We start from the raw sequence: 22722 nt of genomic DNA on the forward strand, positions 1-22722 counted from the left end.
TATCCGCTAAGCCTAATTAACGTTGGCATAATGATCGTTCCTTGTTTATCAAACCATTGGGTCATTTAATCAATAAAGTGCAGTCGTATAACAAAACGGCGACTGAGCAGACTAAATTAAAAGACCAAAGTATCGAACCAGATTACCTTGTTATTGAATCTGTTGCTGCTAAAAAAACAAAACCCGCAAACGTTAATGCGGGTTTTTATGACGGTAAGTTAACGTGTTAGCTTACTTGGCGTATTTAGATTTAGTCGCCCAAGTGGTCGCTTTAGCTGGACGCTTAGCGCCTTGGTTTTTGGGTGCTTGCCCTTTTGCCGCTTGGCCCGAAGCTTTGGCTGGAGACTTTGGTTTCTGCCCTACTGGCTTAGCACTGCCTTTGTCTGCTTTAGTGGTACCTTTACGGTCTTCAAACTGATCAGCAGAAAAACGCGTCATGGCCTTTTGACCCCCTTGCTCTTTCGCTTTAGCCGATGGCTTTTGGCCCCACTTAACTTTCGTTTGTTCATTACGCGTTTCTGGCGGCACCAAATGATTTGGTCCATTACCAATTAACGACTCTTTACCCATGGCAACTAGCGCTTCACGGATCATCGGCCAACCCAATGGGTCGTGGTAACGTAATAAGAATTTATGCAATTTACGCTGACGGCCTTTTTTCGGCACTGTCACTTTTTCACTATCATGCTTAACGTTTTTCAGTGAGTTAAGTTCGGTATGATAAATCGTGGTCGCATTGGCCATCGGTGAGGGATAAAAGTTTTGCACTTGGTCGAGCTTAAATTTCTGCCCTTTTAACCATAACGCCAAATTAACCATGTCTTCATCGGTGGTACCAGGATGCGCCGAAATAAAATACGGAATTAAAAACTGTTCTTTACCCGCTTCTTTAGAAAACTTATCAAACAGTTCTTTAAACTTGTCATAGGTTCCCATACCTGGCTTCATCATTTTACTGAGAGGACCGTCTTCGGTATGTTCAGGGGCAATTTTTAAATACCCACCAACATGATGCTTAGCTAACTCTCTAATATATTCTGGGTTTTCGATAGCCAAATCGTAACGAACACCCGAAGCAATTAACACTTTTTTAATGCCAGGTACTTCACGTGCCGCTTTATATAAATCGATGGTGTGTTTATGGTCGGTGCCTAAATGACCACAAATAGACGGATACACACACGACAAACGTCGGCAGGTTTTCTCCGCTTTCTCACTGGTACAGCCTAAACGGTACATGTTTGCCGTTGGGCCGCCCAGGTCAGAAATGACCCCGGTAAAGCCCGGCACTTTTTCTTGAATGTCTTTAATTTCTTTAATGATCGACTCTTGCGAGCGACTTTGAATAATGCGTCCTTCATGCTCGGTAATCGAACAAAATGAGCAACCACCAAAACAACCACGCATGATATTGATTGAAGTCTTGATCATATCGTAGGCGGGGATTTTCTCATCACCATACATGGGGTGCGCAATACGCTGATAAGGTAAATCAAATACCGCATCCATTTCATCGGTGTTTAGTGGCCACGCAGGTGGATTAACCCACACCCCGCGGTTGGCATCATGGGACTGAAATAACGCTCGAGCACAACCCGGATTTTGCTCTTGGTGTAAAATCCGTGAAGCATGGGCGTATAAATATTTGTCTTCGCTGACCTTATCAAATGCCGGTAGCAACACATAGGTTTTTTCCCACGGCTTAGGTCGTGGCGGCTGAATACTAATCGCTTTAGGCGCGTCGTTATCAAAAATTTTGTTGTCGGAAGGACCCGATAAATTACTGCAGCCAACATCATCGGCACCATAAGGATTCGGCAACGGTTCAATTTTGTGTAACTGATCGATTTTACGAGAATCCATACCGCGCCAACCCGGCATAGGTGCTTTACGCATTACCGCAGTACCACGAACATCATCAATGTCGCTAATGGCTTCACCCGCCGCAATACGGCGGGCGACTTCCATCAGTGGGCGCTCAGCATTACCGTAAATTAAAATGTCTGCTTTGGCGTCAAAAATCACGCTGCGACGCACTTTGTCTGACCAATAATCATAGTGGGCAATACGACGTAAACTGGCTTCAATACCGCCAATGACTACCGGTACTTCTTTAAAAGCTTCTTTACAACGTTGGGTATAAACGGTCACGGCACGATCTGGGCGTTTTCCGCCAATGTCACCAGCCGTGTAAGCATCGTCATGACGTAATTTACGATCAGCCGTGTAGCGGTTAATCATCGAATCCATGTTGCCAGCGGTCACCCCAAAAAATAAGTTCGGCCGACCCAGTTGCATAAAATCATCTTTATTAGACCAATCTGGCTGCGAAATAATCCCCACCCGATAACCTTGTGCTTCTAACATTCGCCCAATTACTGCCATACCAAAGCTAGGGTGATCAACATACGCGTCACCTGTCACGATAATAATGTCGCAACTATCCCAGCCTAATTTATCCATCTCTTTACGAGACATAGGTAAAAAAGGTGCGGTTCCGTAGCATTGCGCCCAAAACTTTGGATAATTAAATAACGTTGACTCAACTTGCATGTATATGACCTACATAAATGGGGAAAATCAGTCTGCCTGATCCATTGACAACATCAGCCTGTGGCTGAATTTAACGGACGCAGATTATAGCAGTACCGCGACACTAAGTGTGACTAAAAAAACACCAAATGTGAAATATTTTTATCCTGTTATACCCTTGTAAATTGAGTGGTCATATTGCTATTCCCTCATGTTTTCAATGTTATAACCCAAGAAAGAAACCAATATTAGCAACAGCTAAAATCAATAGTACAATCCAGGTGATTAATACGCCGTAAAATCGACCAAAATGATAATCACCCTTGCCTTGATTAAGTCCAATAGCATGCAGTAAACGCGCAACAATCCAAGCCGTGCCCAAACAATGTACCAAGTACATTGGCATACCATTAAATTCAGCTAGCACCAATAAAATTAACACTGTGGGGGCATTTTCAATTAAATTCCCGTGGGCTCTTATGGCAACGGATAATCCTTGATGGCCGCCATCACCTATACCAATTTTATTCGCTCGGCGAAATTTAACCACTTTGTAAGATAATGCTAAAACCAACAGTGCCGTTAAGCCAGCATATAAACCCGATACCATCAATGTCATGAGTTATTCCTTTAAAAGACTATATTATTGTTATTTCATCAATATTTAATAAGTTGAGTATAGCCAAACGACCTCGAAATACCGGATTGAGCAAGTATAGAGGTGACAGAGTCAAGGCATGAAATAGCTGGACTAGTTATTCTAGTTATTCTAGTTTTCTATTTTATAACACTGAAACAGGTTGCTTCTCAACTTGCCCTTCGGGAGCTCTAAAACGAGCATGTTGAAGTGGCTTAGCGATATAACATCATATTGGATCAGTTTGGCTGTAAACACACGCCTTAATCGGTTAATATTCGCGCCAAATAAGCTCATCACCTTACAAAAAGTGACTATCGCCCAGTGGATAATCAGGATTTTTTAGAAAAACGTCGATTTATCATTAAATTAGGAAAAGCCTTACACAAGTTTGGTACCCCGGCGTATCGCTTAGAATCTCACTTACAAACCGTATCAACGACTCTGGGTATCGAAGGGTATTTCTTAATATCACCCACATCGATGACCTTCGTACTTCAGCATGACACTGAGCAAGAATACAATCACGTAGCCCGTGTGAATCCGGGCGATCTCGATTTAGGCTCGTTAGCGCGCACCTTTGAACTGGTAGAAGAACTCAGCTCTGGGCAACGGACACTGCAAGAAGCCCTTGATCGCTTAGAAGAAATAGCCAATAAGCCTAATCCTTATGGACACAAACTGACGTTATTGGCCTTTGGCACAAGTGCGGGCGGGTTTGCCATGCTAATGGGCACAGGTTGGCACGATGTTTTTTGGTCGGCCATACTTGGCTTACTGGTATACGGTTTAGTCTTTTGGGCTGAACGATCAAAACGTATCGCCGAAATGCTCGAGCCCATGGCGGCGGTTATGTGCGCCATCTTGGTCTCCGGTATTGCGCAATTTGACCCCAGCATCAATTTACCTGTCACCATTTTGTCTGGGATCATTATCTTTGTCCCTGGCCTTGCGCTCACACTCGGTTTAGCTGAGCTAGCCGCCCGCGATTTAATCTCTGGTACTGCGCGCATTATGGACGCTGTGATGCAGCTGTTTAAACTGTATTTTGGCGCCGTGCTCGGCATGACCATTGGTAAAGCCATCTTTGGTGATGCCATTTATGTTGAACCCATTCCACTGCCACGCTGGGCTATTTGGTCTGCGGTGCCGCTATTGTCTATGTCACTGGTGATCATCTTTAAAGCGCGCTTAAAAGACTCTCCTTGGGGGGTTTGTGCTGGCATTGTGGCATTCTTTTCTGCCATGCTCGGAGGAATTTACTTAGGCGAATCCATTGGCATATTTGTTGGCGCGTTATCGGTAGGGATATATTCAAACCTCTATGCTCGCTGGATGAAAGCACCTGCATCCATTGCATTGCTGCAAGGCATCGTTATTCTTGTGCCTGGCAGTAAAACCTATATTGGCTTAAATGCATTAATTTCGGGTGAAACCATGCTTAACCAAGCGCATTTGGGGTCGCAAATTTTTCTCATTTTTATGTCTTTAATCGCTGGACTCATTTTTGCTAACGTTGTTGTGCCTCCTCGCCGTTCGCTGTAAACGTTAGTGCTATCCTCATATTCCTATCGACTTAAGGGCTGCTATTATTGCAGCCGTTATTTTTACAATCTAAATATCCACACAATTTTGATGGCTAAATGAAATATTTATTCAAGCTAAATGCTTGACTATTATATTATTCAGGTATGATATAAAACAAATAGGCAACATAAAAACCTCATACAGGAAACAATACTTCAACGCTTGCTGACCTATTAAAGACATAACAATAAAAATAAGGACGAAGCTATGCCAATAATATTTACGGCAGTATTTTTTTTCGCCATCCTGCTTGCTTCGTCTTGTGTTCAAGCAAACATAATTGACACTAGGGCGCAGTTAATAGTCAAAGATGACTCTGTCACCCGCAAATCATCACCATCGACAACCAATAAGCATGATGTCGACAAGGTCACTAACATTGTGGTGGTCAGTCATCCTATTTTTGACGAGTCGGCACCCGATGCTATTTTCCTTCATCGCTGGGCCAATTATCTGCATATCAATACCAAAGAATCGACTATTCTCAATAGCTTAAGCTTTGAGGAAGGCGATAGTCTTACCAAGAAAGATCTTCAAGAAGCGCAGCGATTACTGCGCTACGAACCTTATATTCGTGACGCTGATATCAATATCGCCAGAAAAGATCCTCTCGCCGATGACAACGTTGAAGACGTGGTATTAGTAGAAACATGGGATAACTGGTCACTACTGCCAACGGTGAGTTTGAGTAAAAATGGCGGCGACACCAAATACTCATTTGGCATAAAAGAAGATAACCTACTGGGATTAGGGGTTAAAACCAAAATAAAATATCAATCGAGTGCCGAACGCACCGGTTACAAGTTTGCCTTTGATGCTCCAGTAAGGTGGGTTAAACACGGTAATGTGTCGGTTGATTTTTACGATAACAGCGACGGCCAAGCATCGGCAATTGCCTTTAATAAACCCTTCTACACGCTAGATACTCAGAACATGTACACCTTGTCGTGGTTGACCGATACGCGCATCGACACCACACGACAAAATGGCCAAGACATTAATGAATTTGAGCATGTGATTGATTATACCAATGTAGGTTTTGGTTGGTTAGTCGACAAACAAGCAGATCAATTGCATCGTGTTAGTCTGGGGATTACCCAAGATAAACATCAATTTAGTAACATAGACGATTACCCAGTTTCGCCTTTACCTTTTGATCGTGAGTTTGTTTATCCTTGGATCCGCTACGAATACCTGCAAGATCAATACACAGTATTGAATAATATCAAGCTGATTAATAAAAACGAAGACTTTAACTTAGGTTGGCATCATACGGTAAGTGTAGGATTTGAAACCAATGACATCGCCGACAATGCGGATATGGGTTATCACGTAACGGCTTCAAGCAGTCGCGGTTGGCAACAAGACAATCAATTATTGTTAATGAGTTTAACTGGGCGGACCGATATTCAAACTGGCCAACAAGATTTTTATAATGTGGGTTTAGCTGCGGAATATTTTCATCAAATTAGCCCTAAATGGACCGCCTACTCCAAGGCGCGCATTGCAACCTCACACAATAACTATCTTGATCAAACGTTTGCACTTGGTGATGAAACCGGCGTACGCGGTTACCCCAATGACTACCAGCATGGTGATAATCAATGGTTGCTCACGAGTGAAATCCGATACTATCCAAACATCAATTTATATCAACTGGCCGAGTTAGGCTGGGCAGTATTTGCCGATATCGGTCAAGCAAGCGGTGGCCCAGATGAGCAAAACGAAGTTGATGGTCCTATTGGTAGTATTGGTATTGGCGCACGGATTTACTCTTCTAAATCCAGTTACGGTAACGTAGCCCATGTTGACATTGCCGTTCCGATCACCACAGGTAACGACATCAATGCTTGGGAGTTCAGGTTCCAAGTGAAAGATCATTTCTAACCAGGCAGGCTCTGTTGTTACCACAGCGCCTAACTAGAACGGTAGCACTAACGAGTAAACGATTAAGACTAAACAATCAACACTCACTCGTTAAATGAATTATTAATATCCATCTGATTTAATGTAAATAATGTAAATAATCTGCGTTTGTTAATGATAATGAATATCATTACCTCCCATTCATTATTTCTTAATCGGTATACCTATGTTATTCAAGCCTAGCCAATTGGCTATAGCGACTCATTGTGCATTATTTTTATTAGCACTCCCCGCAGCTAATGCCAATGCAGAATCATCATCACAACCCACAGACAACAATGCCTCAATGGAGCGAATGATTATTACTGGCAGTCGCTCAGCCGAACGGATAGACGAAGTCCCCTCTTCAGTCACGCTTATTGAACAACAAACCCTTGCACAAGACATGTTAGTCACCTCTGAGTTACAAAACTTACTCGCATTTCGCGTCCCAGGACTGGCGCCAAGTACAGGCACATCAAGTAACTCAGGGCAAAATCTCCGTGGTCGTGCCGCATTAGTGATGATTGACGGCGTGCCCCAATCTACCCCATTACGAAATGGCAAATTAGGCATAAGCTCTATCGATGCTGGAGCAATTGAACGTATCGAGGTGATTAAAGGGGCAACCTCTATTTATGGCAATGGTGCTTCAGGCGGGATAATCAACTACATCACTAAACGAGCCAGCGAAGATAAAGCACGCGTTAATGTCGGGGTTTCCAGTAAATTTAGCGCGGTAAAATTACAAGACAGTGCCGGTTATCGAGTTGATACCTCCATAGACGGTACCCTTGGTGACTTTAGCTACGTATTGAGTGCCATTACAGAAAAAACAGGCGTGGAACGCGATGCTGAAGGTGACGCCATCGGATTAGTTTATGGTTTATCAGAAACGAAATCGAACAACTATTTTACCAAACTCAGCTACCAACTTGATGACGACAAGTCGATTCAACTGACGTATAACTACTACGAAGCCCAACAAAACTCAGACTACATAGATGTTGCTGGCAATGCTAACACTGGCGAAAAAACTTACGCCGTAGAAAATACTACTGGGATTGCAAAACTGGGCGCCCCTCAAGGGCCGCGCGGCAATCATAACCTAATGTTAAAATACGTCGACTATGAGATATTCAATAACACCCAATTAACCGTCGATGGTTACCTGCAAAAAATTGAAAATATGTTCTTCTTTTCAACGGCACTCGCTAACCTAAGTGAAGGTTACGAAGGCGGCCAATCGTTTATCAAGTCAGAAAAGAAAGGCCTGCGGGTTAACTTTGCCACCCAAGTTGATTGGGATAATGTCGAATCAAGCTTTATTTACGGTATTGATGCACTGCAAGACATCAGTTCACAACCATTAGAAGACGGCCGAATTTGGGTGCCTGAAATGGACATGGGTAACTTAGCGGTTTATTTACAAACTAAGTTTGTCATTGCCAATGATTGGGTTTTAAAAGCCGGGATCCGCCAAGATAGCGTCGAATTAACTGTCGATGATTATCAAACCTTAACACTCTGCCGAACCCCAAGTACTTGCTCAGTACCTTTTGATGTCACTGGCGGAGAATTAACATATGACTCAACCACATATAATATTGGCTTACGTTACAATATCAACGCGTTATTTAACCCATTTATGAGTTTTTCCCAAGGTGCAGATATTTCAGATATTGGTCGCCTTTTACGCACCGCCACGGTTGATGATATTGCGTTAATCCGCACCGAGTCATCCATTGTTGATAACTATGAAATCGGTTTTGCAGGGCAATGGGGTGATGTCAATTATGAAATTGCTGCCTACCGAAGTGAATCAGAATTAGGTACAAGTAATAGCTTTGATGCAACAACAGGCATTTACTTACCCGTGCGTGCACCACAAAAAATTTGGGGTTACGAAGCACAAATTGACTATCGTGTATTTGATAATCTCAGCACGGGGTTAAGCTATAGTTGGATTGAAGGTAAAGACACTGATACCGATACTTATCTAGATGGTGGCACCATATCACCACCTAAATTAACCGCTTATGTCAGTTGGCAGCCTGTTGAAGAGGCAAGTATCGGCATTAACTACATGTCTGTTGGTGACCGTGACCGATTTGAGCCGATCGATGGCGCATATATTGGGTCTCAAGGCCCTATCGAAAATTATAACCTAGTAAACCTAACCAGTCGCTATCAACTCAATAATTGGCAACTCTCACTAGGGGTAGAAAACTTACTTAATGAAGATTATTTTTCTGCCCGCTCACAAGCTTCTACTAACGCGAGTTACTATACCAAATCACTGGGTACCACCATTAATATGGGCGTAAAAGCCAGCTTTTAACCCGGCAGCGGGATAACAAACAGGGCGTAAACCATTCATTGTTTACGCCCTGTTTTTTCAGCAAAATGTTAATTAACCGCCCACTAACAGCCTTCAATTAACAGTGATGCTATACAAATAATACCACTTCATTTGGCGCGCGAGGACATGACCATTGTGCTTAGAAAATCTACTCACACATAGTCTTTAGCAAACAGGTTTTTCACATTTAACTGAAACTGGGTATCTTGCCACGTAGTTGTCCAGCTCATATCAAATACGCTATATGGCATGGTTAGAATTTTCGCCCTTAGCTTGGGCGATTACCTTTAACTCAGGTTTGGTTCCAAAGCTATTTTGCTCTTTGGTCGAGGCTCTTAAATATTCGCGAATGGTAACGTAAAGTGTATCCATTTAGCTCTATAGGCCACACTCTCACACCCCACAAAATGTATTTATTGAAATATACTACAAAGAACACGCATTAAGAGTTTATGCCAAAATATTTTAGATGATAAGTTTCATTGCTATATTTATGCTCCTGAAAACAAAAAACAACAACCATATGATTTAAATCATAATTACTAAAAAATAACTTCTGATAACTTGTAAACCATCATTAAAATGTGCATCTCAGAGGAGAAAAACTTATTATTACGTATATTTAATTTAATTTGGCGGTTATCTAGTGATCAATACAGTTGATTTATTCTGTGGAGCAGGAGGTTTCACAGAGGGTTTTAGAAAAGCAGGGGGATTTAAAAATATTTTTGCTGTAGATTTTGACTTAAAAGCTATTGAAACCCTTACCTATAACCATCCTGGTATTAATGGCATTTGCGCAGACATATCAACTCTCGATTCTCAAAAAATTGCACAACTTACCGGCGGTCAAAGCATTGATGTGGTGATAGGTGGGCCTCCATGTCAAGGCTTTAGTCTGGCTGGCCGTCGTCTTCCTGATGATCCTAAAAATAAGTTATTCCTAGAATACGTTCGAATTGTTAAGGAATTAAAACCTAAAGTTGTAGTATTTGAAAACGTCGTAGGATTAATGTCCATGCAGGGCGGGTTAGTTTTAGAAGCAATTTGCGAAGAGTTTTCAGCTGCGGGGTATGAGGTTGCTTATGAAGTATTAAATGCTGCTGATTATGGAGTCCCTCAAGCAAGACCTAGATTTATTCTTATTGGTAGATATGGTAAGGGGCCAGTGAATATGCCCAATCCAACACATATTGCTTCAAGTAAAAAGTCCAATGGTGACCTTTTCTCAGGACACCTTCTTCCACATGTTAGTGTGAAAGATGCATTAGCCGATCTCCCTAAAATACATCAGGGTGAAGGGACTGAATCGACTCATTTTAAAGTAAAGGCACAGAATCAATTTCAACAATTGGTTAGAGGTCAGCGTCAATCTGGAATTTTATTTAATCATAGAGCAACGAGACACAATCTAAACATAATCGAAAGGTATAACCATATGCCTCAAGGTGGAGACATCCGCTCACTACCAGAGCATTTACGTACAAAGAAAAATAACGTTTTTAGGCTGCTTGATAGTGTCCCTGCTAGAACAATAACTTGTAATTTTAGAACAGATATCATTCACCCTTGGATTCCTAGGGGGCTTACAGTTAGAGAGGCAGCTAGACTACAAAGTTTTGATGATGATTATTGTTTTTTTGGCAACTTAACAAGAAAAGCCAAATATGTTACTCAAGATGATCAGGTTGGAAATGCAGTCCCCCCCCTATTAGCACAAGCAATTGCAAAACATATAAAGGAATATTTGTGAATAATAAAACAACATCTTCAAGTGGACATAAATTAGGCCAGCTAGTTGGCGATTGGTATGAAAAAAATATTGCTTCTGCAGTTTTTGAAGCTGTTGTAACAGAACTTGGATTATATTTAGATCATCGCTTTAAAAAACGCGCATGTCGAGGTGGAAAAATACTTTGGGACGATTTAGACGGTAACTCAGTAGATTATGACTTTGTAATTGAACTAGGGGGTGATGATAAAAAATTTGGAGTTCCTCTAGCATTTTTTGAAACGTTTTGGAGGCGTGGTGCTCGACATTCAAAAGATAAAGCACGGGATGATTCAGGTAAATTAATGCCTATGAGAGATACATATCCGACTGCTAGGGTTTTAGGTATTGTATCCGCAGGTGATTTTACTCGTCCAGCTCAAGAATATGTTAAGTCTAGAGGAATCGATTTATTTTTTATACCCAAAGGACATATTATTAATGCATGGAAAGCATCAGGCATCGAAATAGATTATCTTGATGGAGCAAATGAAACAGAAAAATCTACACTTGCGGTTGAAGCTCAAAAGGCATTACTAGACCATAATAAAGAGACGGAAATCTCAAACAATCTATATGCTATATGCGGTAAGGAGGTTTTTGAATCATATAAAAAAAGACTTATTGCTCAGATCGCATCAATCCCAATTTCTTACGGTTTTACCAGTGTTTATATGGGTGACAGAGTGATTTTCGATAACCATGAAAAAGCAAAAGACTACCTAAATAGTTTTTCTGTAAATAAGCAGATCGAGGCTGACAACTTTAACCAAACACTAATTTATGAAGCTGTATATAGTGATGGCACTATTTTTGAGAGAGAAAATCTTGAAGTTGAACAGGCATTAAAACTTCATGATGAAGTTGGTAAAGTTGCAGAGTATTTCAAAAAAATATTGAACCAATAAAATTAAGATCTTGTAGGTAGTCAGTATGGTTGATTACCTACAAGATCACAAATCCTAATACGCAATCCAATGCTCAGGCATAAGAGCTTACTTTTTTGAAATCTAACTTTTACTTCTAAAAAAGTGAGCAAAAACCTACAATAAAGATCTAGCTATAACCGTTCATGAAACGCTCTCTCTGTTCTAAAAAACACTCTAAACCTCTGGCAGGTACTTGAGTATATAGTCTTGGTTTCAACATCTTTAATGAGATGAATATATTATTTAATTTAGCTACCACTTTAAGCAGTCTATAACGTCTAGAACATTCTTAAACTCAAATACACCCGCGTATTTTTTTGTAACAGGTGCATTGCTTATTTCGTGACCAACAACCCTTTGAATCATATGTAATTCGTTAAATTGTAGTGACTCAGTGATTACGGCCGATCTCAAACTATGAAATGAAAATCTTCGTAATTCATCATTAAGTAGTGGAATAGATATGGTTTCGAAAGAACTGCGAAACTTATCCGTAATGTAATGAGCAGTCTTAAAATCTCTAAACAATTTAGCCTTTTCACCTTGATTAGCTTTTCTCTTTGTAACAAAGTCCAAAAAACCCATATTAATTAGATTTATATGTATGGGGATCTTTCGTCTCGCATTATTATTTTTACCATCTAAAATGAAGAGACAATGCCTCTTACATGAATCTTCGAATTGTATTTCTGAAGTTTCTAAATTAAAAATCTCTCCCCTTCTTGCACCTGTATATGCTCCTAGTAAGATAATCCACCGATAATCAGATTCTGGTTGATCTTTCCAATAGTTCACGATTGAACTCATTTGATCAAATGAAAAACAAGCATATGGCAAACTCTCGTATTCAACTTTTTGTCTTTCTGTAGGTGAAGTATCAAGCTCAAAGATAACACTCGTTAAAAATGTAGAAAAAAGTGACTGAAAGTCTTTAAAAGCTTCCTTTACTGTTTTAGTAGAAACAAGATCGTCTTCTGGAATTTCAATTTTCTTAGCTGCTTCAACCCACACAGATACATCCCGATTTTTGCAATAGGGATTTATATTTCTCTTAGGCAAATTGGCAAAAATTGTAATTGCATGCTTAATATTAGCCCGAGTAATCGCTTTAATAGGCTTATCCCCAAGTATTAATAATAATATTTGATAATTGCTATACCGTGTAGCAGCAGCTTTTTCAGTTAAGCCTCTTCTTTTACTACCTTTAGGGATATGGTTACTTCGCCAAACTTTATAGGCCTCTATAGCCTCAGATAGCTTCATGCCACCTGTATTTTCGACAGTTGAATCATTGTTAACCCGATGCTTAATACTTAATTCCTCAAGCGCTAATGTCTGCTTTAGAGCACTTTCACTATCATGTTTGTCACAACCAGAATCATATTTAGTTAAGGATTTCGGTTTACCGTTGTCATGAAATGTCATAACCGTTACTAAATTCATTTTAATTGTTTTAGCCACCAATGAACTCCTTAAATCATCAAATTGACTAAGTACATTATCAACAATCTTTTTAGCTACTCTTGGGGATTTGGTATGAAGACTTTGTCGAATGACAGGCGGTAGGCTTGTTGCTTCTCTTATGATCTTTGGTACGCGTATCCGTAGGTAGTAGATACCATTACGCTGGAGCGTATAGGGGATTGTATGTGTCTCAGTTTGTAGCACAGTTTGTAACATAAAAGGCCTCGCATTGCTGCGAGGCCTTCTATTTCGAAAGGTTTGAGTTGGCCGATAAGCCGGGTCTTGTCGTGGACAGTTATTCATCTAGGCCTGCAATCACTCACAGGCTCAAGCGACCTACCCGGTCCCAACGCGAGCAGCGCCATACGGGACCCTATTTGGTCTTGCTTCGGGTAGAGTTTACCTTGCTACGAACTATTGCTAGTCGCACGGTGCGCTCTTACCGCACCCTTTCACCCTTACCATTTTTAGCCGAAGCCAATAAATGGCGGTCTCCTCTCTGCTGCACTTGTCGTCGGTTCACACCGCCCAGGCGTTACCTGGTACCCTGCTCTTTGAAGCCCGGACTTTCCTCCCCGTACTTGCGTACGCGGCAACTGTCTGGCCAACTCGGCGCGGATTATAGCTTAAGCAGCGCAACAAACCAATGCATAAGCAACGGACTTTTTATAAATCGAGCTCTAAACCGTATTTATACAAAGCGTTTTTCTTTAAACCGTGTATTTGTGCCGCAATAGCCGCGGCCTTTTTAAGCGGTAATTCTTCACAGAGTAGCTTTAACGTAGTGACCGCGACCGCTGGAACACCTTCTTCATCAGATAATGAGAAGCCGTGACACATGATGACAATTTCGCCTTTCTGTTGATTTTTATCGGCTTCAACTATCGCCAAAACTTCAGCAGCGGTGCCAGATAAAAAGGTTTCGAAAATTTTAGTGACTTCACGCGCCATCACGATTTGTCTATCGGCGCCTAACACTTCAATAATCGCGGCAAGGCTATACAGAATACGGTGAGGAGATTCGTAAAATATGAGTGTACGAGGATCTTCTTTAAGAAATTCAAGTTTATCGATACGGGCTTTTTCTTTTGACGGTAAGAACCCCTCAAAACTGAATCGATCCGACGGTAATCCCGATGCACTCAAGGCCGTAATCGCGGCACAAGCACCCGGTAAAGGTACCACTCGGTGGCCCGCTTTGCGGACATAATTAACCAAATGGTAGCCGGGGTCTGAAATGAGCGGTGTGCCAGCGTCAGAAATGAGAGCTATTGACTTGCCCGCATCTAATTGTTCAACTATCCATTGCACTCGGTCACGTTCATTGTGATCATGTAGTGCCGTTTTACGGGTTTCAATACCAAAGTGACTCAGCAGCTTTCCACTGTGGCGAGTGTCTTCACAGGCGATTAAATCTACCTGTTGCAGCACCTCTAATGCACGAGCGCTGATGTCGCCAAAATTACCAATAGGGGTGGGAACAATATACAGCGCGACCATTTGGTCCATAATTACCTCGATAATGAATCTACCTGATACTTTCGCCAAGCGTAAGAGCAGGTTAAACTAGTGCCAGCATCTTACCAGAGTGAAGCCAAGTGTTAAAAAGACTGAATACTACAAAATTCGTGTGTGCGTTGATTTTCTCTGTATTGGTAGTAGGTTGTGCCGCCAAAAAACAGCAAGATAATGTTGACGTAAACGCATCACTCGTTGCCGCGGAGCATCCGGCTAAAATTTATTTAGTTAATGCTACCAATAGCAGTTTACCAGAAAAGCGTGATCGTTATTTATTACTGGCGGCTCACGCTTATATAAATGATGGTAATTTTAATGCTGCCACCAATGTTTTAACGTCAATGCAAAAGCCAATGGTGAAGGTACCTTCGCTTCTCGCTGAGCATATTTACTTGCGCGCCCGCATTGTTGAAAAAACCAATAGCAGCCAAGCCGCATTAGATATTTTACAGTATCCGCCGCATTGGCAGCTACCACGCTGGCAAATGGCAAGTTATCACCAATATAAAGCCAAGTTGTATAAGCATACTCAGCAGCCCATCGATCAGGTAAAGCAACTCAGCTTATTAAGCAATTACTTACCAAAATCCGAAACGGCCGCCGTTAATGATGTCATTTGGAAACTGCTACAGCCTTTGCATGAAGAAACTGTGCAGTCGTTTATGCGTGATCAATCTAATCCGATTTTTGCAGGTTGGTTGCAACTAACCTATATTGCCAAGCGTTATGCCGTTGAGCCAACACAGCTGGTGCGTTATTTAGGTGAGTGGCAACGCAATAACCCTTATCACCCGGGAGCGGTGAAGTTACCCGCTAATTTAGAAAAAGCACTGAATGCCAAACCCTTTAGACCACAAAATATTGCCGTCTTATTACCGTTAACGGGTCCGCGCGCTGCGATTGCCGAACCAATTCGCCAAGGATTATTATCTAGCTATTTATCTGATTTTGATACCAATGTGTCGCTTAACTTTTATGATACTCAGCAAGGCGTCACGGCGGCTTACCAACAAGCTGTCGCCAAAGGTGCAGAGTTTATCATTGGGCCGTTATTACCCAATGAAGTTGAAGAATTACAAAAAATTAACGACAAACAACAAAGCACTGTGCCTCAATTGTATTTGAACCAAACAGATACATTTACGCCACAGGCAAATTTATTTTATTTTTCATTGTCACCAGCGCAAGAAGCCAGTGATGCGGCACAGAAACTCTATAGTGATGGGGTAAAGCTGCCGCTACTACTGGTAAGTAATGATGCCATTGGCAAGCGTATGGCTGACAGTTTTAAGCAAACTTGGTTAACCCTAACCAGTAATGATGCCGAAGTGTATTATTATGATGCTGGCGACCAAATGAAGGTAACAGTTCAACAAGCATTAGGCGTTACAGATAGCCAAGCGCGAATTAGCAGAATGCGTAATTTATTGGGCAGTAGCTTAGAATCAGATTTTCGTTCTCGCCAAGATACTGATGCGATATACATGATTTCGGGTTCACAAGATTTAGCCCTGCTCAAACCCTTTTTAGACGTTAACTTTAGTGTGTTCTCTGAACCCGTAGCCTTGTATACCACGAGTCGCAGCCGCCTTGAAAACGAGTCGGCGCAGTCGGCTCAAGAACTCAATAACTTGATGATTAGTGATGTGCCATGGTTAATGCAATCGAGTAGCGAAACCCAAATGGTGTCAGCGCTATGGAGTGGTTGGAATAACAGCCAAAAACGTTTGTATGTTATGGGTTTTGATGCACTTGAATTGGTCAACCGTTTAGCCCAAATGCGCGCTTTCCCAGGATATCAATTTATGGGCCGCAGCGGTGCGTTATCGGTGGACCCTAATGGGGTGATTGATCGTCAATTGTCTTGGGGACAATATACCCAAGGGCAATTAACACCACTATGAACCGCGGACAATTAGCTGAACAACATGCGCGAACTTACCTTGAACAACAAGGTCTGACGTTTGTAGAGGCTAATGTGCGTTACCCATTTGGTGAAATAGATTTGATTATGCGCCAACAGGATGTATGGGTGTTTGTTGAAGTAAAATTTAGGGCGTCAAATCAGTTTGGTGGAGCCTTAAATGCCTTAACAAGCAAACAGATCACCCGGATAAGATTAGCTGCTGATCATTATTTACAACGCCAAAAATTGAATCCACCTTGTCGCTTTGATGTGATTGCGATGAATATTGATGAAATAAACTGGCTACAAGGCTGTTTTTAAGCGACAACTGATTACCATAACCTTGATTTATGGCATCATATAGTCAAATTACCGAGTCTAACTGATGAGCAACGATAAAAAGCCAATCAGAGACATACGTAGACATAATTTAGCGTAAGGATTGTTGCATGTTAGAACGTATTAAAGATAGTTTCACCGAATCGATTCAGACTAAAATTGATGCTGCAGAAGCATTACCTGAGCCTATTGAAAAAGCTGCAGAGATGATGGTGCAATGTTTACTTGGCGGTAATAAAATTCTGTCATGCGGTAATGGCGGCAGTGCTGGTGATGCTCAACACTTCTCTGCTGAGTTATTAAACCGTTATGAAATTGAACGTCCACCGCTACCTGCAATTGCATTAAGCTGTGACACTTCAACGATTACGGCTATCGCCAACGATTATAGCTACGATGAAATTTTCTCGAAGCAAATTTTTGCACTGGGTCAGCCAGGGGATATTTTATTAGCTATTTCGACCAGTGGTAACTCGGGTAACATTATTAAAGCCATGGAAGCAGCGTTAAGCCGCGACATGACTATTGTAGCGCTAACCGGTAAAGACGGCGGCGCAATGGCTGGCTTGATGAGTGTGGGTGATGTAGAAATCCGGGTACCATCAAACGTCACCGCACGTATTCAGGAAGTTCATTTACTGGTTATTCACTGCTTGTGCGATAACATCGATCGCACCTTGTTCCCACAGGATGAACAAGCATGATAAGAGCCATACTCATCATCTCAGTCTTGGCAATGCTGCAGGGGTGTGCTGGTGCGGTCATGGTTGGCGCCGTTAGTGGTGCCAAAATGGCAAATGATGAGCGCAGCATGAGCACTCAAATTAGCGATACTAATGCTGACTTTGTTATTGCTAGCGCATTATCAAAACATGATGACCTTAATAATCAAACCAATATCGCGGCGATTGTGATGAACAACAATGTGTTGATGATAGGCCAAGCACCTAACTCAATGCTGCGCGATAAAGCCATTAAAGTGGTGCAAGAGTTACAAATTGGCGGCAAAATACATAACCAAATTCGTATTGGTACGCCAACATCGTTTACCACTCGCAGCAACGACACTTGGGTGACCACCAAAGTGAAAGGCCGCATGTTAAATGAAAAGTCACTCGACATTACTCGAGTAAAAGTGATTACCGAAAACGGCGAAGTCTTTTTACTTGGGTTAATTGACCGCAAGCAAGCTGACTTAGCCGTTGAAATCGCTCGGAATACTGCTGGTGTGCGTAAAGTGATTAAGGTTTTTGAATACACCGAATCTTAATCCTGCGGTACATTGTGGCTTATAGCGATTAAAAAATTCATCCTGCATTTTGCTCGATGAATTTTTTTTGGCCTCTTTTCGCTTGTATCCAAGGGATAATCAGCGACGGCAATACAATAAAACCAGCCCCTATCCAACTTAACCCATCGAGCCATTCATCAAAAAACAACCAGCCGAAGAAAACACAAAACAATAATCCGGTATATTCCGCCACCACGATTTGACTGGCTTGTGCTTGGCGATAGGCCAACGCACAAAACCACTGATAGGCATTATTTTTCAGGTTAAGAGATGGGATCAATAAGCAAAAAAACAAACAAAAAATAAGCCAGCAAATTGCTGGCTTAAAGGTAAAATTGGCTGATGACTTAGACAATAAGACCAATTTTTTCATACACATTCTTAAGGGTCACTGCAGCACGCGCTTGGGCTTTCTCTGCGCCTTCAGCCATGACCTGGTGTAAGAATGCCTCGTCAGCACGATACTCTTTAAAGCGCGCTTGCAATGGCTCAAGCATACCAACAACAGCTTCGCCTGTAGCCACTTTCAAATGACCATACATTTTGCCTTCAAACTCAGCTTCTAAAGACGCAATTGACTGACCCGTGCAGCCTGACATTAAACTGAGCAGATTAGACACCCCTGGCTTTTGCTCCAGGTCAAAACGCACTACTGGCGGCTCTTCGCTGTCGGTCATGGCTTTTTTTATTTTCTTTAAAATCACTTTAGGATCTTCAAGCAAACCGATCACGTTATTACGATTATCATCCGATTTAGACATCTTTTTAAGCGGCTCTTGCAACGACATCACCTTAGCACCATGTTCAGGAATGAACGGTTCTGGGATGGTAAAAGTGTCGCCATAAGCATTATTAAAACGAGTGGCAATATCACGTGTCAGTTCTAAGTGTTGTTTCTGATCTTGACCAACAGGGATTTCATTGGCTTGATAAAGTAAAATGTCCGCCGCCATTAATACCGGATAATCATAAAGCCCAACGTTAATGTTATTGGCATGCTTTAACGACTTATCTTTAAACTGGGTCATGCGGTTTAACTCACCCATTTGGGTGTAACAATTTAGTGCCCAACTGAGCTGAGTATGCTGCGGTACTTGCGATTGAATAAACACAGTGCTTTTTTTAGGGTCAACACCACAAGCAAGATACAGTGCTAACGTGTCCAAGCAGGCTTCTCGCAATGCTTTAGGATCTTGGCGAACCGTAATGGCATGTAAATCAACAACACAATATAGGCAATCATGACTCTCTTGCATGGCAACCCATTGACGAAGTGCGCCCATATAATTACCTATGGTTAATTCGCCTGATGGCTGTGCACCGCTGAATACTATGGGTTTGGTCATGTGTTTTATTGCTCCAGATTATCTTTTTAAATTTCACATTATTATGAAAGTAAGTATTGCTCTATATCAGCAAAATTTTCGCATACCGCATGGGGATTGCTTAGGCTAATATCTTCGCCGTAGTTGTAGCCATAGGTCAAGCCAATAGACATAACGTTGGCAGCTTTAGCCGCTAAAATATCATTCTTTGAATCACCTACCATCAGTAAATGTGATTCATCTAACTGCCATAGCTTAAGCAGATGTTGCAACGGCATTGGATCTGGTTTCATTTTTGCCAATGAATCACCACCGAGTACTTCACAAAACAAGCCATCGAGACCAAAAGCGGTTAATAATGACACCGTAAAACCGTGAGGTTTATTGGTGACGATAGCAAGTTTGAAACCGGCTTGTTTTAACTTTTGTAATGTGGCTGATACTCCAGGATACAAAAGGCTATGCTTCTGTAAATGCTCGCCATAATGATGCATAAATTGAGGCATGGTTTGCTCAAGTAATGCCTGTAGTGCTGGGGCATCCTCCGGCATCGCAGACACATAACTTAACGCGCGTTGCATTAATACTTGAGCACCATTACCGACCCAACTGCGCACCAGTGCTTCTGTCACTGGCGGATATTGGCTTTGCGCTAAAGTCGCATTGGTTGCTGCGGCTAAGTCAGGTACGCTATCAATTAATGTACCATCTAAATCAAAAGCAATTGCGCGAATTTTTGACCATTGCATCATGTAAAGTCCCATTAAGTCTTTAAAAAAAATTATGATACCGAAGCGAGTTCAGCACGCATTTGATCAACAACCACTTTATAATCTGGTTGATTGAAAATGGCCGAACCGGCTACAAACATATCTGCACCTGCGGCAGCAATTTCAGCAATATTATCGACCTTCACGCCACCATCCACTTGTAAGCGAATATCAAAACCACTGGCATCAATGCGCGCCCGAACTTGACGAAGTTTATCTAAGGTATGGGGAATAAATGACTGACCACCAAAACCAGGGTTAACCGACATCAATAAAATGACATCGAGCTTATCCATAACATGATCTAAATAATGCAGTGGAGTGCCAGGATTAAAGACTAATCCGGCCTTACAACCAGATTCTTTAATCAGCTGTAGGGTGCGATCTATATGTTCAGATGCTTCTGGATGAAAAGTGATAATTGAAGCGCCGGCGGCAGCAAAATCAGGAATAATACGATCAACGGGTTTTACCATTAAATGCACATCAATATCAGCAGTAATACCGTATTTACGTAACGCCGTACATACCATTGGGCCGATGGTTAGATTAGGAACATAGTGATTATCCATTACGTCGAAGTGAACAACGTCTGAACCTGCATCTAATACGGCTTTAACATCGTCACCTAAACGGGAAAAATCGGCGGACAAAATCGATGGTGCAATTAAAAATGGGCGCATAATCTTCTCTATTGGCAGATCAAAGTGATGACATTTTACCCTTTGCGGCCGCAAGCCTCTAGTCACAAAAGGGAAATAACCACTATCTAATATAGAATTTAGTCAAAAACTAGACCATAAGGCGGATTTGCTATTCTTTAAATAGAAACCACTGTTCAATAACTAAGCGACTTTGCTATAATGAAAAATGTTGTTATCTTAGGGATCTAATAGTAGATTTAATAACTGTTGTAGCATCAATCGAGTTTATACCACGGATAGGACACCTTTTATGGTTAAGCACTTACTACGCAAGCTTTCAGGGCGTGATGGCAAATTATTGCCAGCATCTGTTTTTGCTGTGTTTGCAACGTCGGGGTTGGCATTATTGTTAAGCCAAATTTTACTCACCACCGAAGCTAATTCTGCTAATAGTAAAGCCTGCGTATGCGATAGCACCACAAGCTACAATACTAGTTTGCCAAGTAGTCACCCTACAAATCGTTGTGCTGAGCAATCAGATGATGTCAGTTGGGGTAATTGGGTAACGGGTAATAGCCGCTCAAGCCAATTTCACTTTATTGATTTACTTGAATTGATCCACGGCCACAAAGATAAGCCTTTAAATGATATGCCTACCTCAGGCAGCCCAAATCAGATATCGCGCTAATGTCACTTTGGCGAGTTTTTAGTAGCACTGTCGCGGCCTTTTTTGGCGTTCAGACAGAGCAGAACCGCCAAAAAGACTTCAAAAATCAATCCCCGTTACCCTTTATCATCATGGGAATTATCTTAGCTATAGCCTTGGTTATTTCATTAATGCTGATCGTGAATCAGGTATTAAGTTAACCACCTGCGGTTGTTATATTCTCATCCCGGCAGTACTACTCTTCTTCACGATAATGATGATCGTATAACGCCATAATTTCGTCAACTTTCTTGCGTGAACTGCCTTTTGGGCTAATGTTACGTTGCACCGAAATGGTTGAACAAGATGCGCCACGATACAACTCTCGTGTTAACGGAATATCATGGTTACTGATCAATACCGGAATATTGCGTTCATGGGCAATGAGCCGAGAATGACGGGCAAGTAATGCTTGATCGTCTAGACTAAACCCCGGACCTACATAGGTAGTAAAGCTGGCGGTTGTCGATAATGGTGCATAAGGCGGATCACAATAAATGACATCTCCGCAATTCGCCATATAAAAGGCTTGTTCATAACTGATACATTTAAACGTCGCTTGTTGCGCTTTTAATGAGAAATAACGAATTTCAGCTTCTGGAAAGTATGGTTTTTTGTACGAACCAAACGGCACGTTAAAACCACCTTTGCGGTTATATCGACATAAACCATTAAAACCATGACGATTCATGTACAGAAAATATACCGACCGAATAAAAGGGTCACTGCAGAGATTAAATTCAGCACGAATACGGTAGTAGGCATCTTTATCATTCATCTCATCGACAAACATAGCTTTTGCCGCTTCAATGTAGGCATCAGGCTGTTGCTGAACAATTTGGTATAGATTGATTAAGTCTTGATTAATGTCACACAACAAGTAGTCATCAAACTGAGTATTGAGAAATACCGATCCCGCCCCAACGAAAGGCTCAATAAGTCGGTTTCCTGTAGGAAGGTGTTTTGCTAGCTCATCAACGAGCTTGTATTTACCACCTGCCCATTTTAGAAAGGCTCTATGCTTTTTTATCATGAA

General features: G+C 41.7%; 20 protein-coding genes, 1 other RNA gene and 2 pseudogenes. 12 read left to right on the plus strand and 11 right to left on the minus strand.

What is annotated here, in order from left to right:
* The first annotated feature begins 41 nt into the window (after positions 1-41).
* The gene (locus CXF80_RS11765; RefSeq protein WP_101033041.1) at positions 42-230 is read left to right on the plus strand and encodes a hypothetical protein; all 189 of its coding nucleotides are present in this window, start codon (positions 42-44) and stop codon (positions 228-230) included.
* Between the two features lies 1 nt (position 231).
* Here CXF80_RS11765 and CXF80_RS11770 read toward each other — a convergent pair whose 3' ends face one another.
* Positions 232-2553 (minus strand): YgiQ family radical SAM protein, encoded by a 2322-nt coding sequence (locus CXF80_RS11770; RefSeq protein WP_101033042.1) that lies wholly within the window; start codon positions 2551-2553, stop codon positions 232-234.
* Positions 2554-2755: 202 nt separating this feature from the next.
* Positions 2756-3151: an MAPEG family protein gene (locus CXF80_RS11775; RefSeq protein WP_101033043.1), complete on the minus strand. Its 396-nt coding sequence runs from the start codon at positions 3149-3151 to the stop codon at positions 2756-2758.
* Between the two features lie 342 nt (positions 3152-3493).
* Here CXF80_RS11775 and CXF80_RS11780 point away from each other — a divergent pair, with 342 nt between their 5' ends.
* The 5 genes from CXF80_RS11780 (at position 3494) to CXF80_RS11800 (ending at position 11702) form a co-directional block, all read left to right on the plus strand.
* Positions 3494-4714, plus strand: a complete 1221-nt coding sequence (locus tag CXF80_RS11780) for a threonine/serine ThrE exporter family protein (RefSeq protein ID WP_101033044.1) — start codon at positions 3494-3496, stop codon at positions 4712-4714.
* A gap of 249 nt (positions 4715-4963) precedes the next feature.
* Positions 4964-6643, plus strand: coding sequence for a ShlB/FhaC/HecB family hemolysin secretion/activation protein (locus CXF80_RS11785; protein WP_101033045.1), 1680 nt, complete (start codon positions 4964-4966; stop codon positions 6641-6643).
* A gap of 205 nt (positions 6644-6848) precedes the next feature.
* Positions 6849-9002, plus strand: a complete 2154-nt coding sequence (locus tag CXF80_RS11790) for a TonB-dependent receptor (RefSeq protein WP_101033046.1) — start codon at positions 6849-6851, stop codon at positions 9000-9002.
* Between the two features lie 667 nt (positions 9003-9669).
* On the plus strand, positions 9670-10776 hold the full coding sequence (locus CXF80_RS11795; RefSeq protein WP_101033047.1) for a DNA cytosine methyltransferase: 1107 nt from the start codon (positions 9670-9672) through the stop codon (positions 10774-10776).
* Complete coding sequence (locus CXF80_RS11800) at positions 10773-11702, plus strand: hypothetical protein (protein ID WP_101033048.1); 930 nt, start codon at positions 10773-10775, stop codon at positions 11700-11702. The genes CXF80_RS11795 and CXF80_RS11800 overlap by 4 nt, the downstream gene beginning before the upstream one ends.
* Positions 11703-11975: 273 nt before the next feature.
* Here CXF80_RS11800 and CXF80_RS11805 read toward each other — a convergent pair whose 3' ends face one another.
* The 4 genes and pseudogenes from CXF80_RS11805 to rsmI form a co-directional block, all read right to left on the minus strand.
* Positions 11976-13184: a tyrosine-type recombinase/integrase gene (locus tag CXF80_RS11805; protein WP_198554760.1), complete on the minus strand. Its 1209-nt coding sequence runs from the start codon at positions 13182-13184 to the stop codon at positions 11976-11978.
* 27 nt (positions 13185-13211) lie between these two features.
* A pseudogene (locus CXF80_RS20790) lies at positions 13212-13403 on the minus strand (DUF6538 domain-containing protein); the annotation flags it as partial.
* Positions 13404-13442: 39 nt separating this feature from the next.
* Positions 13443-13799, minus strand: an RNA gene (gene rnpB / locus CXF80_RS11810) — RNase P RNA component class A.
* 54 nt (positions 13800-13853) lie between these two features.
* Positions 13854-14696, minus strand: a complete 843-nt coding sequence (gene rsmI, locus CXF80_RS11815) for a 16S rRNA (cytidine(1402)-2'-O)-methyltransferase (RefSeq protein WP_101033050.1) — start codon at positions 14694-14696, stop codon at positions 13854-13856.
* A gap of 89 nt (positions 14697-14785) precedes the next feature.
* Between rsmI and CXF80_RS11820 the strand changes: the two genes are divergently transcribed.
* The 4 genes from CXF80_RS11820 (at position 14786) to CXF80_RS11835 (ending at position 18220) form a co-directional block, all read left to right on the plus strand.
* Positions 14786-16609 carry a penicillin-binding protein activator gene (locus tag CXF80_RS11820; RefSeq protein ID WP_101033051.1) on the plus strand — a complete coding sequence of 608 codons (1824 nt, stop codon included), beginning with the start codon at positions 14786-14788 and terminating at the stop codon, positions 16607-16609.
* A complete protein-coding gene (locus tag CXF80_RS11825; protein ID WP_101033052.1) occupies positions 16606-16932 on the plus strand; it encodes a YraN family protein in 327 nt (108 codons plus the stop codon). Before CXF80_RS11820 ends, CXF80_RS11825 begins: the two co-directional genes overlap by 4 nt.
* 128 nt (positions 16933-17060) lie before the next feature.
* Positions 17061-17654, plus strand: coding sequence for a phosphoheptose isomerase (locus tag CXF80_RS11830; RefSeq protein ID WP_101033053.1), 594 nt, complete (start codon positions 17061-17063; stop codon positions 17652-17654).
* Complete coding sequence (locus CXF80_RS11835) at positions 17651-18220, plus strand: BON domain-containing protein (protein WP_101033054.1); 570 nt, start codon at positions 17651-17653, stop codon at positions 18218-18220. Before CXF80_RS11830 ends, CXF80_RS11835 begins: the two co-directional genes overlap by 4 nt.
* 37 nt (positions 18221-18257) lie before the next feature.
* On the opposite strand, the pseudogene CXF80_RS11840 reads toward CXF80_RS11835, so the two are convergent.
* From CXF80_RS11840 to rpe, 4 genes and pseudogenes are all read right to left on the minus strand, one after another.
* Positions 18258-18488, minus strand: a pseudogene (locus CXF80_RS11840) (DMT family transporter); the annotation flags it as partial.
* A gap of 100 nt (positions 18489-18588) precedes the next feature.
* The gene (gene trpS, locus CXF80_RS11845) at positions 18589-19587 is read right to left on the minus strand and encodes a tryptophan--tRNA ligase (protein ID WP_101033055.1); all 999 of its coding nucleotides are present in this window, start codon (positions 19585-19587) and stop codon (positions 18589-18591) included.
* 41 nt (positions 19588-19628) lie between these two features.
* On the minus strand, positions 19629-20318 hold the full coding sequence (locus tag CXF80_RS11850) for a phosphoglycolate phosphatase (protein WP_101033056.1): 690 nt from the start codon (positions 20316-20318) through the stop codon (positions 19629-19631).
* 29 nt (positions 20319-20347) lie between these two features.
* Positions 20348-21019 carry a ribulose-phosphate 3-epimerase gene (gene rpe, locus CXF80_RS11855; RefSeq protein WP_101033057.1) on the minus strand — a complete coding sequence of 224 codons (672 nt, stop codon included), beginning with the start codon at positions 21017-21019 and terminating at the stop codon, positions 20348-20350.
* Positions 21020-21290: 271 nt separating this feature from the next.
* Here rpe and CXF80_RS11860 point away from each other — a divergent pair, with 271 nt between their 5' ends.
* Complete coding sequence (locus tag CXF80_RS11860; protein ID WP_101033058.1) at positions 21291-21668, plus strand: hypothetical protein; 378 nt, start codon at positions 21291-21293, stop codon at positions 21666-21668.
* On the plus strand, positions 21668-21847 hold the full coding sequence (locus CXF80_RS11865; protein WP_101033059.1) for a DUF2970 domain-containing protein: 180 nt from the start codon (positions 21668-21670) through the stop codon (positions 21845-21847). The genes CXF80_RS11860 and CXF80_RS11865 overlap by 1 nt, the downstream gene beginning before the upstream one ends.
* A 35-nt stretch (positions 21848-21882) precedes the next feature.
* Here CXF80_RS11865 and CXF80_RS11870 read toward each other — a convergent pair whose 3' ends face one another.
* The gene (locus CXF80_RS11870) at positions 21883-22719 is read right to left on the minus strand and encodes a Dam family site-specific DNA-(adenine-N6)-methyltransferase (RefSeq protein ID WP_101033060.1); all 837 of its coding nucleotides are present in this window, start codon (positions 22717-22719) and stop codon (positions 21883-21885) included.
* Positions 22720-22722 lie beyond the last annotated feature (3 nt).

Source organism: Shewanella sp. Actino-trap-3, from assembly GCF_002836275.1.
Lineage (GTDB): Bacteria > Pseudomonadota > Gammaproteobacteria > Enterobacterales > Shewanellaceae > Shewanella > Shewanella psychromarinicola.